This window comes from Streptomyces sp. I05A-00742 (assembly GCF_013055795.1).
Classification (GTDB): Bacteria; Actinomycetota; Actinomycetes; order Streptomycetales; family Streptomycetaceae; genus Streptomyces.
The window spans coordinates 328,984-342,967 of record NZ_JABETO010000001.1 but is presented as its reverse complement, the minus strand read 5'-3'; the positions used below and the strand labels follow the sequence as shown (position 1 = coordinate 342,967).

At 73.6% G+C, this 13,984-nt stretch carries 14 protein-coding genes; 7 read left to right on the top strand and 7 right to left on the bottom strand.

What is annotated here, in order from left to right:
* Window positions 1-57 precede the first annotated feature (57 nt).
* Complete coding sequence (locus HN013_RS01640; RefSeq protein ID WP_171162059.1) at window positions 58-1,080, bottom strand: small ribosomal subunit Rsm22 family protein; 1,023 nt, start codon at window positions 1,078-1,080, stop codon at window positions 58-60.
* A gap of 209 nt (window positions 1,081-1,289) precedes the next feature.
* Window positions 1,290-2,687: a multidrug effflux MFS transporter gene (locus HN013_RS01635; protein ID WP_171162057.1), complete on the bottom strand. Its 1,398-nt coding sequence runs from the start codon at window positions 2,685-2,687 to the stop codon at window positions 1,290-1,292.
* Window positions 2,688-2,890: 203 nt separating this feature from the next.
* Between HN013_RS01635 and HN013_RS01630 the strand changes: the two genes are divergently transcribed.
* The 3 genes from HN013_RS01630 (at window position 2,891) to HN013_RS01620 (ending at window position 5,134) form a co-directional block, all read left to right on the top strand.
* A complete protein-coding gene (locus HN013_RS01630; protein ID WP_171162055.1) occupies window positions 2,891-3,526 on the top strand; it encodes a hypothetical protein in 636 nt (211 codons plus the stop codon).
* 189 nt (window positions 3,527-3,715) lie between these two features.
* Window positions 3,716-4,123 carry a hypothetical protein gene (locus HN013_RS01625; RefSeq protein WP_171162053.1) on the top strand — a complete coding sequence of 136 codons (408 nt, stop codon included), beginning with the start codon at window positions 3,716-3,718 and terminating at the stop codon, window positions 4,121-4,123.
* 123 nt (window positions 4,124-4,246) lie between these two features.
* Entirely contained in the window at window positions 4,247-5,134 is an 888-nt protein-coding gene (locus HN013_RS01620; RefSeq protein WP_171162051.1) for a PhzF family phenazine biosynthesis isomerase, read from the top strand.
* A gap of 51 nt (window positions 5,135-5,185) precedes the next feature.
* On the opposite strand, the gene HN013_RS01615 is transcribed toward HN013_RS01620, so the two are convergent.
* Window positions 5,186-5,479 carry a DUF1330 domain-containing protein gene (locus HN013_RS01615; protein ID WP_171162049.1) on the bottom strand — a complete coding sequence of 98 codons (294 nt, stop codon included), beginning with the start codon at window positions 5,477-5,479 and terminating at the stop codon, window positions 5,186-5,188.
* Entirely contained in the window at window positions 5,476-6,450 is a 975-nt protein-coding gene (locus HN013_RS01610) for a CPBP family intramembrane glutamic endopeptidase (RefSeq protein WP_212763796.1), read from the bottom strand. The genes HN013_RS01615 and HN013_RS01610 overlap by 4 nt, the downstream gene beginning before the upstream one ends.
* 257 nt (window positions 6,451-6,707) lie before the next feature.
* Between HN013_RS01610 and HN013_RS01605 the strand changes: the two genes are divergently transcribed.
* Window positions 6,708-7,430 (top strand): TetR/AcrR family transcriptional regulator, encoded by a 723-nt coding sequence (locus HN013_RS01605; protein ID WP_171162047.1) that lies wholly within the window; start codon window positions 6,708-6,710, stop codon window positions 7,428-7,430.
* 590 nt (window positions 7,431-8,020) lie between these two features.
* Here HN013_RS01605 and HN013_RS01600 read toward each other — a convergent pair.
* A complete protein-coding gene (locus tag HN013_RS01600; protein WP_312018459.1) occupies window positions 8,021-9,541 on the bottom strand; it encodes an MFS transporter in 1,521 nt (506 codons plus the stop codon).
* 305 nt (window positions 9,542-9,846) lie between these two features.
* A complete protein-coding gene (locus HN013_RS01595) occupies window positions 9,847-11,319 on the bottom strand; it encodes an MFS transporter (RefSeq protein WP_171162045.1) in 1,473 nt (490 codons plus the stop codon).
* A gap of 48 nt (window positions 11,320-11,367) precedes the next feature.
* Between HN013_RS01595 and HN013_RS01590 the strand changes: the two genes are divergently transcribed.
* On the top strand, window positions 11,368-11,913 hold the full coding sequence (locus tag HN013_RS01590) for a helix-turn-helix domain-containing protein (protein WP_171162043.1): 546 nt from the start codon (window positions 11,368-11,370) through the stop codon (window positions 11,911-11,913).
* Window positions 11,914-11,940: 27 nt separating this feature from the next.
* On the opposite strand, the gene HN013_RS01585 is transcribed toward HN013_RS01590, so the two are convergent.
* Entirely contained in the window at window positions 11,941-12,372 is a 432-nt protein-coding gene (locus tag HN013_RS01585) for a protein-tyrosine phosphatase family protein (RefSeq protein WP_171162041.1), read from the bottom strand.
* A gap of 464 nt (window positions 12,373-12,836) precedes the next feature.
* Between HN013_RS01585 and HN013_RS01580 the strand changes: the two genes are divergently transcribed.
* Together HN013_RS01580 and HN013_RS01575 are read left to right on the top strand one after the other, a co-directional pair.
* Window positions 12,837-13,238 carry a hypothetical protein gene (locus HN013_RS01580; RefSeq protein ID WP_171162039.1) on the top strand — a complete coding sequence of 134 codons (402 nt, stop codon included), beginning with the start codon at window positions 12,837-12,839 and terminating at the stop codon, window positions 13,236-13,238.
* 275 nt (window positions 13,239-13,513) lie between these two features.
* A complete protein-coding gene (locus HN013_RS01575; protein WP_171162037.1) occupies window positions 13,514-13,978 on the top strand; it encodes an SRPBCC family protein in 465 nt (154 codons plus the stop codon).
* The last annotated feature ends 6 nt before the right edge of the window (window positions 13,979-13,984 follow it).

The following is a 13,984-nucleotide window of genomic DNA, read 5'->3' as shown; positions in this document are numbered from 1 at the left end:
CCGTCCGGGGCAGGTGACCGGTGTAGGTGAGGTGTAGGTGACCGGGGCCTCTGCCGGTCAGGCCTCGTCGCGGGGCGGCCACTCGTCGCCCCAGTCCGCGTCCCGCGCCGCCTTGTACGTCGCACCGTGCCGCTTCGTCACCGTCTCGCGCACCAGCCCCTCGTCCCGCGTGCACAGCTCCAACAGCACCTGCCCCTTGCGGATCTGCGGGCGGCGTACGACGCGGGCGCGGGCGGCGGGGAGGCCGTCCGTGCCGTCGCTCCGCACCGCGGCCACGTACGAGAACTTCTCGTCCTCGTACGCCAGCGAACCGCCCTTGACCTGCCGGTGCAGGGACGACCTGCTGACCCGGGCCGAGAAGTGGCACCAGTCCGCCCCCGGCGCTATCGGGCAGGCCGCGCTGTGCGGGCAGGGGGCGACGACCTCGAAGCCCGCCTCGATCAGCAGGTCCCGCGCCTCGATCACCCGCCGGTAGCCCTCGGGGGTGCCCGGCTCGATGATCACCGCGGCCCGGGCCCGGGCCGCCTGTCCGACGACGGCCCGCCGGTCGGCCTCGGTGAGCTCGCCCAGGACGTAGGAGACGGTGACGAGGTCCGTGCCGTCGGGGACGGCGGGGCCGCCGCCGATCACCTGCCGCTGCCAGCGGGCGGCGCGCAGGGCCGGGGAGGCGGCGGCGCGGGCGAGTTCGGCGCCGAGCGCGAGGGCGGGCTCGGCCCAGTCCAGGACGGTGGTCTCCCGCTCCCCCTCCGGCCAGGCCGCCGCGACCGCCCAGGTCGCCGCGCCCGTACCGCCGCCGATGTCCACGTGCGAGGCCGGTGACCAGTCGGGCAGCCGGTCGCGGAACGCCTCCAGCGCCGACCGCACGGCCTCGAAGGTCGCGGGCATGCGGTACGCGGCGTAGGCGGCGACGTCGGAGCGGTCGCGCAGCACCGGCGCGTCGGTCGGGGTGCGCCCCCGGTAGTTGGCGATCAGCCGCTCGACGGCCCGGGCGGCCTGCCGGGGCGGCAGTCCGTCGAGCAGTCCGGCGAGCGCGGCGCGGAGGTTCTCGCCGGTCGGCGGCGTGTTCTCGGGGGCGTGCATTGGGTGGATTTTACGGGGTGGGGGCGGTGGCCGCCCCGCGGGCGTGGGGGCGGTGGTCACCCCCGCGAGCGTGGGGACGGGTGGCCACCCCGCAGGCGTGAAGGCGGGGCCACCCCGCAGGCGTGGGGACGGTGACCGCCCCGCGAGCGTGAAGGCAGTGACCGCCCCGCAGGCGGAGGGACGGTGACCGCCCCGCGGGCCGGACCCGGTCACGCGGCGGGCGCCGCCTCCCCCGCCGTACCGCCCGCGCGCTCCCCCGCCGTACCGTCCGCACCCTCCGCACGCTCCCCCGCCGCACCGTCCGCGCTTTCCTCCGCCGTACCGTCCGCGCGCCGGCCCGGGCGGCAGAGCGCCAGGAAGCAGAGCACCGCCGCCAGCGCGCAGCACAGCTGCACGGTGGCCATCGGGACCGCCGTGTGCTCCCCCGCGATCCCGACGAGCGGCGAGGCGACGGCGCCGAGCAGGTAGGTGGAGGTGCCGAGCAGCGCGGAGGCGGAGCCGGCCGCGTCGCGGGAGCGCATCAGAGCCTGGGCGTTGGTGTTCGGGGTGGCCAGGCCCATGGCCGCCATCAGGACGAACAGCCCGGCGGCGACGGGGGCGAGTCCGACCTCGCCGAGGACGCCGGAGGTCATCAGCAGCAGGGCCGCCGCGGCCAGGGTGATCACGGCGAGACCCCAGCCCAGGGCCTTGTCGAGGCTGACGCGGCCGATCAGCAGCTTGCCGTTGATCTGGCCGACGAGGACCAGGCCGACGGAGTTGAGGCCGAACAGCAGGCTGAAGGTCTGCGGCGAGGCGCCGTAGATGTCCTGGACGACGAACGGCGAGGCCGAGATGTAGGAGAAGAGCGCGGCGAAGGCGAAGCCGCCGGAGAGCATGTAGCCGGTGAAGGCACGGTCCGCGAGCAGACCGCGCATCGCGCGCATCGTCCCGCCGAGACCGCCGGACTGGCGGCGGGCGGGCGGCAGGGTCTCGTCCAGGAAGCGGTGGACGAGGAGGGTGAGGACGGCGCCGATGACGGCGAGCACCACGAAGACGCCCCGCCAGTCCGTCGCCCGCAGCAACTGGCCGCCGACGAGCGGTGCGACGACCGGGGCGACGCCGGAGATCAGCATCAGGGTGGAGAAGAAACGGGCCATGGCCACGCCGTCGTACAGGTCCCGGACCACCGCCCGGGCGATCACGATGCCCGCCGCCCCGGCCAGGCCCTGGGCCAGCCGGAAGGCGATGAGCAGACCGGCGTCGGGCGCGACGGCGCAGAGGACGGTGGCGAGGACGTAGATGACCATGCCGGCCAGCAGCGGCCTGCGGCGTCCCCACTTGTCGCTCATCGGCCCGACGACGAGCTGGCCGAGAGCCATGCCCATGAGGCAGGCGGTGAGGGTGAGCTGCACGGTCGCGGCGGGGCTTCCGAGGGACTTCGTCACCTCGGGGAGCGCCGGGAGGTACATGTCCATGGAGAGCGGGGCCATGGCCGTCAGCCCGCCGAGGGCGAGGGTGACGAACAGGCCGGTCCTGCGGCCGGGGGACGGGTCCCCGGCGGTGGATATCCGCTGGTCGGACGGGGTGTCCCCGCGGGGTTCGGCCGTGGCGGGGCCGGGCTCCTTCATGCGTTACTCCGTGGCTCGTACAGGTATCCGCCCATGGTGTCATGGACGCAAGCGGAATCCATCCCTTACAGGGGCGCAAGAGCCCCTTTTACGCGCTCCTCCGTGCGCCTCATACGCCTCCCTGAATGGCCGATTCCGGGAGTAGCGTCCGGTCACGCTCGGCCCAAAGGCACATGCCGGGGCCATACCGAGGGGGACGGAACATGAGCGCAGGAGACCCGCCACACCTGCCGGACCCACCGGGAAACACCCCCTTCTGGTCCCGCGTCTGGGCCTACTGGGTCACCGGTGGGATGGCCATCGTCCTGGGGGCGCTCCTGCCGGTCCTGCTGCAGGACGGCTCCTCGGACGACAAGGGGAACCCGCCACCGACCCCGCCCTCGACGAGCCCCCTGAGCAGCACCGCGGCACCCGTGTCGACGGGGCCCGCGCCACCCCCGCCGCCCGGACCGACGACTCCCCATCCGCCGTCGGTCCAGCCCTCGACGACCCCGCCGTCCGCGACCCCGACCCTGCGGGTCTCGGGCAGCGTCACCAGCGTCCTCTCCAAGGGATCGGCGGGCGTCGGCATCACCAAGGTGCAGGTGAACGTCACGCTCAACGGGCTCAAGGGCAGGACGGCCTACATCAAGTGGCACACGTACAGCGATCTGACCAAGCAGTCACTGAGCGTCGACACCGTCGTCCACTCGCCGGTCCTCAACTGGGACGTGACCAACTGGCACCCGACGTTCCTCGTCAGCAACCCCTCCGTGCACTGGCAGCTCCAGGTGACGGCGTACGGGCCGGACGGGACGCGGCTCGCGACGAACCACTCCAACTTCACGTTCTCGTCGTGAGGTTCCGCGGAGAACCCTGCGGATCCGTAGGATTTTCCGCCAGGATCCGCTGATTTTCGGTCAAGACCCATAAGTCCTGAAAATACGTTCGATCCACCTGCAACCGGTGTCTCCCTTTTTCACGTATTCCTCAGTGAAGCCCACCGAAGCCCACCAACAGGCTCACAGGCTCATCAGGGAGAATGCCTCATGAACCGCGCGTACCGCCTCGCCATATCCGGTGTCCTCGCCGCAGGACTCGTCGCCGGTGGCGCCGCCGCCGCCGTCGCCGCCACCCCGGCGCACGCCACGTCCGCGTCCGCATCCTCGTCCACCGCGGCGGCCAAGCCGGCGCTCACCGCCAAGGCGAGCACCGACACGGTCAAGGCGTGGCAGGAGTTCCGCGTCGGCGGCAAGGCCACCGACATCAAGGCGGGCACCACGGTCACCCTCCAGCAGAAGCAGGGTGCCAAGTGGGTCAGCCTTCCCGCAAAGGTCACCGTGAACAAGAACTCCGCCTACTCGATGCGCGTCAAGCTCGGCATCAAGGGCAAGAACAGCCTCCGCGTCACGGGCGGCGGCGCGGTCTCCGACCCGTTCTTCGTCACCGTGCGCTGACGACTCCCTTCCGCTTCCGTGCGCCCCGGCCCGGCCCGACGAGCGACCGGCCGGGCCGGGCCGGGCCGGGTCCACGGAACCGGTGCGGAATAACCGCGGGACGCCGGGCGGTTGGCGGTACTCATGACGATCACCGACGGTCCGGCCGCGCCCGCGCCCGCCTCCGAAGTCCTGCACTACACCGCCTTCTCCTCGGACCCGGCGGGCGGCAACCCCACCGGCATCGTCCTGGACGCCGCCGGGCTCGACGACGCGGAGCGGCTGCGCATCGCCGCCGAACTGGGCTACAGCGAGACCGCCTTCCTGGAGGCGCCCGCCGGGGAGGGCTCCGACGGCCGGGCGTTCACCCTGCGCTTCTTCAGCCCGCGGGTCGAGGTCGCCTTCTGCGGCCACGCCACCGTCGCCACCGCCGTGGCCCTCGCCGAGCGGCAGGGCCCCGGGGAGTACCTGTTCACCACCCCGGCGGGCGTCGTCCCGGTCACCGTCACCGAGCGCGACGGCGCCCTGCGCGCCACCCTCACCAGCGTCGAACCGTACACGGAACCGGCTGCTCCGGAGGATGTGGCCGAGGCCCTGGCCGCGCTGGACTGGCCCGCCGCCGACCTCGACCCCGCCTTCCCGCACCGCATCGCCTACGCGGGCGTCCGCCACCTCGTCCTGGCGGCGGCCACCCGTGAGCGGCTGGCCGACCTGGACTACGACTTCGACCGGCTGGCCGCCCTGATGCGGAAGGGGAACATCACCACGGTCCAACTCGTCTGGCGCGAGAGCGAGAACGTGTTCCACGTCCGCGACCCCTTCCCCGTCGGCGGCGTGGTCGAGGACCCCGCGACGGGCGCGGCGGCCGCCGCCCTCGGCGCGTACCTGCGGGAGAACGGGCTCGTCGGCCCCGAAGCCGTCCTCACCCTGCACCAGGGGCACGACCTCGGCCTCCCCAGCCTCCTGGAGGTCACCCTCCGGGCGGACGACCCCCGGGTCCGGGTGACGGGCACGGCGACGCGGATGAACTGACACCGCCGGACGGCCCCTTGCGCACATACGGGCGGTGGCGCGGCCCGGGCCTCATCCGGCGGCGCCCTCGGCGAACACCATCCGCAGCCGCACCGCCGTCCGCCGGATCTCCCGGGCCCGGGTGTACTCGGGGGACCCGTACCACTGCCTGACCCGGTCCATGTCGGGGAACTCGATGACGATCAGCCGGGACGACGGCCAGGCTCCCTCGACGGCCTCGGGCGTCTCCCCCTTCACGAGGTAACGGCCGCCGTGGGCACGGATGGACGGCTCCGCCGCCCGGTGGTACCTGCCGGCCTCCTCCTCGTCCAGCACGTCGGCTTCGACGATGACGTATGCGGTCACGGGGTCCTCCTGGTGAGCGGTGAACGGTCGGTGGACGAATCAGATGAAACGCATGAAACGGATGACGCTGTACCTGCCTTGAGCCGCCCGGTGCGGGCCAGGAAGGCGACGAACGCGCCCATGACGATCCAGCCGGGCCACCCGGTGATGCCCATGTGCAGGGGGTCGAGCGTGGCGTCCGGATCGGCGAACTTCTTGACCATGCCGACGCTGATCGAGCTGACGAAGGCGTGGCCGATGACGGCCGGCACCACCGAACCGGAGCGCAGGCGCAGCCAGGTGAAGACCGGCAGCACCAGCGTGCAGCTCACCACCATCGCGGGCACGGACACGTACCAGGGACGGCCCGGGTACTGCCCGCCCATCAGCAGCGTGGGCAGGTGCCAGAGGGCGAAGGCGGCGCCGGTCAGCAGATAGGCCCTGAGCAGGCGGGTCCGGCCGCCGTCCCGCAGCAGGCGGGGGAACAGGTAGCCCTGCCAGCCCAGTTCCTCGCCGAAGAACAGCGGCAGGGACACCGCCATCCCCACCAGTGCTCCGGCCGCCCAGCCGACCAGGCCGCCCGGGTCCACCCCGCCGACGGGGTACCGGCCGGCGAGGGCGCCGAGGACGAGGGCCGCGGCGGTGAGGCCGGCGGGAACGGCGATGGCCATCAGGCACTCCCGTACCGCGCGCCCCCGGGGCCTCGGCCACCGGAGGGCGAGGGCGTCCCGTACCCGCCCCTCCCGGCGGACGTACCGGACGACGAGGAACGCGGCGAGTGCCGGGGCGAACATCGCGGCCGCGATGCACACCTGTTCCAGTGTGCCCGTGCCCTCGCGGGCGTCGCCGCGCTCGAACCCGGTGGCCAGCAGCGGCGTCATGGCCAGCCACATGCCGGCGTACGCCACTCCGAGGTAGACGAGCAGGTCGCGGCGGGTTTTCGGGGCGGACAGGGGAGGTGGGGAGGGCGGCGTGCCCGTCGTTGAGGTCATGACGAGGACGCTACGAAGTGGGACGGGAAGGCGTAATCCGGTCGACTACGCCTCAGGGGTGCAGTTTTCTGCACCTCGCGCCGGCACCTCTCGCCCTTGCCGCTCCGCCGGGTAATCCACCGTCACCACGTCGAACCAGCACCGTTCCGGTTCTCAGCGTCCGCTCCCACCCATTCCTTGTCGTGCAGCGCACGATTTCCGTGCACCGTTCAGTTTTCATACGGTGCACTCTAATCAAGCGCTGTAAAGTGTCAAGGGTGATCCAACAGACGCAGGGCAGACGGGCCCGGCTGCGCGCCCAGACCACCGCGGAGATCAAGTCGACGGCGCTCCGCCTCATGGCCGAGGGCGGCCCCGACGCCATCTCGCTGCGCGCGATCGCCCGCGAGATGGACATGAGCGGCAGCGCGCTCTACAGCTACTTCGCCACCCGGGACGCGCTGGTCACCGCGCTGATCGGGGACGTGCACACGGCGCTCGTCGACCGGGCGGAGGCCGCCCGGGACGCCTGCCCCGCCGACGACCCCGCCGCCCGCCTCCAGGCGTGGTGGCGGGCGGTGCGCGACTGGGCGCTCGCCGAGCCGGAGGGCTTCCGGCTCGTCTACGGGGACCCCGTCGCCGGCTACGTCGCCCCCGTCGGCGGCCCGGCACCCAAGCCGTCGCAGCGCGCCTGCCTGGGGCTCATCGAACTCGTCGCGGCCGCCTGGCCGTACGCCGAAACCCTCCAGCCGACCGACGACCACACCTGGTCCGACTTCACCCCCGCCCTCGTCGAGGAGATCCGGGAGCACCTCCCCGAGGTGCCGGTCGGCGCGGTGGCGCTGGCCTTCCGCGTCTGGGGCCGGATGTACGGGCTGATCGGGCTGGAGATCTACGGGCACCTCGGCCCTTCGGTGGCGGAGCCGGGGAAGCTGTACGAGGCGGAACTGCGCGATCTCGTCAGCTCGCTGGGGCTGCGGCGGAGGACGGAGGGCGACTGACGGGGGGCGGTACCGGCTGACGGCGGGCCGTCGCGCGGCGGGACGCTCGCGCGGACCGGCCGAGCCGCTTCCGTCGGCAGTCCCGGGTGCTCCGGGCGCTTCCGTCAGGTCGGCTCCGGGCGTTTCCGCCAAGCCGGCCGGGCAGCCGACCGGTCAGGCCGGTCGGCCGAGCCGTCGGTCGGTCGGCCGGTCGAGCCAGTCGGCCGGGCAAGCGGGCAAGCGGCCGGTCGGGCGAGCGGCCGGATGGTCAGCAGGGCACTGGATCGGCCAACCGGGCACTCGCGCCGGTCCGTTCCGTCAGGCCGGATGGACGCTTCCCCCATGCCGACCGGACACTCCGGTCGGGTGTGCCCTCCGGTCGGCCGGGCAAGCACTCGATACCGGCCGAGGCACTTCCGTAGGCGGTCCCGGGCGCTTCCGCCAAGCCGGCCGGGCCCCAGCCAACCGAGCCCTCCGGTCAGCCGGGCAAGTGCCCGGAGTGGCCAGCAGGACACCCCCATCGGTCAACCGAGCACTCGGGCCGGTCCATCAAGCGCTCCGGCCGGCCAATCAAGCGCCCACAACGGCCGGTTGCCAGGCGCTCGCGTCGCTCAACCGAGCCGCTTTCCCGGCCCGATTCGCCCGGCGCGGCGGTCGGCGGCCCCCGGAGCCACTGATTCCGCCGACTCCGCCGCGCCCCCGGCCATACCCCCGCCGGGCAGGGACCGGCCCCCCGCCGTGCTCACCGCCGCCAGCACGGCCACCACCACACCGCACGCCGCGACGATCGCCCAGGCGGGCCGGGCGGCGGAGGCGAAGGCGGCGGGGTCGTGCAGGGGCGCGCCGTGCAGCCCGGCGGCCAGGATCGCGCCGAGGACGGCGACGCCCAGCGAGAACGCCGAGCGGCCGCAGGAGGTGAAGAGCCCGGACGCGAGCCCCGCCCGGTCCGGTGGCAGGCCGGAGACGCCTGCGGTGATGAGCAGCGGGGAGGCCAGGCCGATCCCGATGCCGAAGAACACGAACTCGGCGACCAGCGCCAGGGCGGACGGATCACCGGCCAGGACCGCCGCCAGTGCCCCGCTCGCGGCGAGGGCGCCGCCCGCCAGTACCAGCAACGGCCGTGTGCCGTACCGCTCCGCGAGCCGGGCCGCGCAGAGGGAACAGACCGCGAGGACGGCCGAGGGCGGCAGCATCCACAGCCCCGCCTTCAGCGCGGACAGCCCCAGGGGGTTCTGGAGCCGCAGCGCGCTGAGGAAGAAGAAGCCGCCGAACGCCCCGAAGACGCACATCCCGGCGGCGATCGCCCCGCTGAAGCGCACGTCGCGGAAGAGCCGCAGCTCGATCAACGGCTCGTCGCGGCGGCCCTCGTACCCGACGAGACCCACGAGCGAGGCGACCGCCAGGGCCAGCGCGGCGAGGACCACCGGCGACGTCCAGCCCGTGTGCGGCGCCTCGATGACCGCGTACGTCAGCGGGCCGAGCAGGGTGATCACGAGCAACTGGCCGACGGCGTCGGACCGTCGGGGACGCTCCGAGCGCGACTCCCGGACGTACCGCCCGGCGAGGGCCAGGGCGGCGAGCCCGATCGGGAGGTTCAGCCAGAACACCGCCCGCCAGCCGACCGCGGCCACGAGCAGGCCGCCGACCAGCGGGCCGATGGCGAGCCCGAGGCCGTACGCGCCCATCCACACGCCCATGGCACGGGTCCGTTCGGCCCGGTCGGTGAAGGTGTGGGCGATGATCGACATGGAGACCGGGCCCAGCCCGGCGGCCCCGATGCCCTGGAGGACGCGGAACCCGATCAGGGCGCCCATGGAGGGAGCGAGCGCGCACAGCACCGAGGCGGCGGTGAAGAGGAGGAGTCCGGCCCGCAGCACCCGCCGCCGGCCGATCCGGTCGCCCGTCGAACCCGCGAGCAGCATCAGGGTCGCCATCGACAGGCTGTAGGCGTCGACGGCCCACTGCATCCCCGCCACGGACGAGCCCAGGTCGCGCTGTATGGCGGGGAGGGCGACGTTCAGGGCGGTGACGTCGACGCCGATCATCATCAGCGCGACGCAGCAGATGGCCAGTACGGCACCGCGCCGGGTGGGCGGCGCGGCGTCGCGGGGGCCGGGGGCGGGCACGGACACGGCGCCTCCTCGACGGTCGCGGGCCGCGGCGGGTCCCGGCGGTCTCCGGGCCCTCCTGCCAGCCTCCGGCCGCGCGGGAGGCCCCGCCACCGGACGGACGGTGGGGGCGCGGACGACGGGGTGTCGGCCGACCGGGGGAACCGGGGGGCGGGTCCTGCGCCGCGGCCGGCCCTGCCCTGTCCCGTCCCGTCCTGCCCTGTCCGGCACGGGTGCCGACCCTGCGCCGCGGTCGCCCCGACGATCTCCAGTGCGGGCACCGGCCCTGCGCCGCGGTCGCTCCACCGCCCCGCTCGCAGTCACCGGCCCTACGCCGCGGACGCCTCCGGCGCGGGCACCGCCCGCACCCGCTCCCGGCACAGCGCGACGAACACGGCTCCGGCCAGCGTCAGCACCCCGGCCGCGATCGCGGCGTGGCTCAGGCCGACGCCCGCCTCGTGGGCGGCACCGCCCCCGTGGGGGACCGCCGCCAGGACGGCCGCGATCACGGCGACCCCGACGGACGAACCGAGGTAGCGCGACGCGTTGTTCGCGGCCGAGCCCACCGCCACGCGGTCGGCCGGCACGCTCCGCACCGCCAGCCCCGCCAGCGCCGCGTTCACCACTCCGCTGCCGACCCCGGCGACCACCAGCCCGGGGAGGAACCGCCACCACGAGGAGTGCTCGCCGATCCCGGCCAGGGCGAGCTCACCGGCCCCGCAGACGACCAGTCCGGCCGCCACCTGGTGGCGGTCCCCCACGCGTCCCGCCAGCCGGCGGGCATGCGGCGCGACCACGAACGACAGGCCGGACCAGACCGCCAGGAGCGCGGCGCTCCGCAGCGGGCTCAGCCCGAACAGGGTCTGGGCGACCATCGGGACGTACGTCATGAGGCCGACCACACCGGCGCCGATGACCAGCGCCCCGGCCGTCGAGGCCACGAAGGCGGGCCGCCGCAGCAGGGCGAGGTCCAACAGCGGTTCGGCGACGCGCCGTTCGACGACCGCGAAGGCCGCCAGCAGCACCACCGCGGCCACCAGGAGGACGACGACCCGCGGCCGGCCCCAGCCGCCCCGGCCCTCGACGAGCGCCGCGACGAGCAGGGCGATGCCGAGCCCGAGGGTCACCGCGCCGGCGACGTCGAGACCGCGGCGCCGCTCGTTCCGCGACTCCGTCAGGGACACCGCGCCCCAGAGCGTCACCCCGGCCGCGAGCACGGCGAGGGCCACGTAGCAGAACCGCCAGTCCACGGCCTTGACCAGCAGCGCGGCGAACAGCGGCCCGACGGCGATGCCGCCGCCGACCATGGCGCCCCACAGGCCGGTGGCCCGCGCCCGCGCGGCCCCGGGGGCGAAGGCCTGCCCGACGAGGCCGAGCCCGGCGGCCAGCAGGGCGGCGCTCCCGGCGCCCTGCACGAGGCGGCCGAGCACGAACACCACCGTCCCGGGCGCCGCCGCGCACACCGCACTGGCCAGCACCAGCAGCAGGCCGCCGGCCACGAACGTCCGCTTGCGCCCGCGGTCGTCGGCCAGGCCGCCCGCCGCCATGAGGCTGGCGGCCAGCCCGACGCCGATGCTGCCGAGGATCCACGTCGTCCCCGAGGCGCCGGAGCCGAGGTCCGCCGCGACGAGCCCGGCGGTCGGGAGGGTGGCGGTGAAGTTCATGAGGACGAGCAGGGTCGCCGCGCACGCGACGGCCAGGGTCGTCCGGGCGGTGGACCGGTGGGTGACGGGTTCGGCGGGTGGCGTCACTGCTGCTCCCGGGTTCAGGCCGGGCGCACCGGCGGGATCGACATAGTTCATTGATTGAACCACAGAGTGGTTCGGTGAATGAACCGGTAACCTGGGGGCATGGGATTGGGACGGGGCTACTCGGATCAGGACTGCTCACTGGCGCGCGCCCTGGAGGTGATCGGCGAACGCTGGACGCTTCTCGTCCTCCGCGACTGCTTCTACGGAGTGCGCCGCTTCGCCGACTTCCACGCCCACCTCGGCATCCCCCGGGCCGTCCTCACCGACCGGCTCAAGACCCTGACCTCGATGGGCCTCCTGGAACGCCGGCCGCGCGCCACCGGCGTCGAGGTCGACTACGACCTCACCGGGCGCGGGATCGACCTCTGGCCGACGGTCTTCGCCCTGTCGCAATGGGGTGAACGCTGGCTCACCCCCCAGGGCGCGCGCCGCGTCTTCAGCCACGCGACCTGTGGCACGGACGTCACGCCCACCGGGCTCTGCCCGGCCTGCGACGCCGTTCCGCCCGCGGCGGACCTCGTCATCCGGCAGGGCCCCGGCGCCGATCCGTCCCTCCGCGACGACCGCGTGAGCGAGGCGCTCCGCAGGAGGCCGCACCGGCTGCTGACCGACCTGTTCCCGGAGCAGCGACCGGCCGGGGTCTGACGCGCCGCTCTCCGCTCTCGCCCACCATCACCCGCCGAAACGGCGGACGAATCGCTTCTGCCACGGCGTCTCGACGGCGTGCGCGTCGTAGTGCCGCCGCACGCAGTCCACCGCCTCCCCGGCCGGCACCCCGTCCAGCACCGCCAGACACGCGAGCGCCGTCCCCGTCCTCCCCCGCCCGCCACCGCAGGCCAGCTCCACCCGCTCGGCCGCCGCCCGCTCCCACGCGCCCCGCAGCACCTCCCGCGCCTGCTCCGCGCTACTGGGCAACCGAAAGTCCGGCCACCGCAACCACTCGGCCTCCCACGTCACTTCGGGCGGCCGCTTGCCCAGCAGATACACCCCGAACTCCGGCACCGGCCCGGCCGGCAACGGCCGCCGCAGCGCACGTCCCCGCACGGTGCGACCGGAGGGGAGGGTGAGGAGGCCGGGGGTGGTGGGGGGCCAGGTGAGGGGCATGCGTTCAGGGTAGTCACGGGAGGGTGGGCGGCACTATCACATGGCTACGGGTCTGCTCAACTGGCCGCACGGCTGGGAGACTTGAGCCGCTACAGTGGGCGCCGCGCCTCTCGCGCGCCCTCCCCTCCCGAGGAGACCCGTCGTCGGGCTTCTCGCCCAGGAGGTCCGAACCGGACTTCCTCCGGAGCGGCCACCGGAATTCTGGCCGCGCCCGTAGAGGGGAGGGCGTCCATGGGGCGTCACCGGTTGGTAAAGCGGTCCTACTGGAAGCGGATCCTTGCTGTGTTCCGCGAACTGTGGGAATGGCTGAACGGGCGGTGACCGGCAGTCCTCACATGAGCTGAGGACTCCCGGTCGGCAACCGTCCGTACCGGTGTGGTCCTCGCCGTGGAATTCCGGTCCGCGGCGGGGACCTCCTTTGTACCGCACCCAGCGGTCGATGGGTCAACACCCGGGAGTAGAGCATGGACGCACTGGAGTTGAGCCTGGGGCTCATCGCCTACGGCAGCGTCGGCCAGGCCTTCCTTTCGGCGAACAAGGTGACGCCGTCGGTACTCATGTACGGCCATGAGGACGGCGCCGCCTCGCCCGACAACGACGTGAGGAACGACCAGCTGGACGCCAACCCTCACGTCCTCTTCTCCGTCGCTCTGTTGTGGACGGCCGCTCTCGTCCTCTGGCCCGTCTTCGCCGTCTGGGAGCTCTTCTACATCGACTGGCCGTTCTGGGCCCACCGCATCGCCCGCCACCCGGGATGGGACTGCACGGACGAGTCGCAGATCTACGACCACGACGACCATCCGCTGTGTCAGCGCGGCCGGTGGCGGTGGATCACGGGCGGCCGGTCGACCCACCAGGACGGGTGACCGACGCCCGTCACCCACATCACATTCATCGCCGCCCTCTTGCCCGTGAGGCACGGCCGGTCGGGCGACCGTCCGGGGCCGCCACCACCCCCCGAAACCCGGATCGAGCAACCGGCCCGTCAAGGTCCGTGAGCGACGACCCGCTCACCGACGTGACGCGCGTCACCGCCGAAACCGTCACGCTTCCGCACCCTGCGTCGTCCAGACCGTGAACCACCTCCGCGCCGAAGAACGCAGGAGATCGCAGGAGATCGCAGGAGAGAAGGGACGGGCACATGGAGACCCTGACGGTACGACGGATCATCGCGGCGCCGATCACCGACGTATTCGACTGGTGCGCCACGACCACCAACTACACCCGCTCCCCATGGGTCCTCAGGGCCCGGCTGGCCCGGCCGGGCGCGGAGGCGCCCTACGGGGTGGGGGCCGTCCGGCTGCACACATGGCTGATCGGCTGGTTCCGCGAGCGGATCACCGTCTACAACCGGCCGCACGGCTTCGACTACACGGTGGAGCGCAGCATTCCGTCCGCCCGGCACGAGCTCGGCCGTATGACGTTCTCCGAGGTGCCCGGGGGCACCCTGGTCGAGTGGACGACCACCTTCCAGGTGCCCCTCCCCTTCGGCGCCGTGCTCACCCGCGTGTTCGCCAAGCCCGTGATCGCGCACGTCTTCGGCAGGATCCTCGACGCCGGCGACGCGGCGCTCACGGACAACCGGCGGGGCCGGGTCCGTTCCTGATCCCGT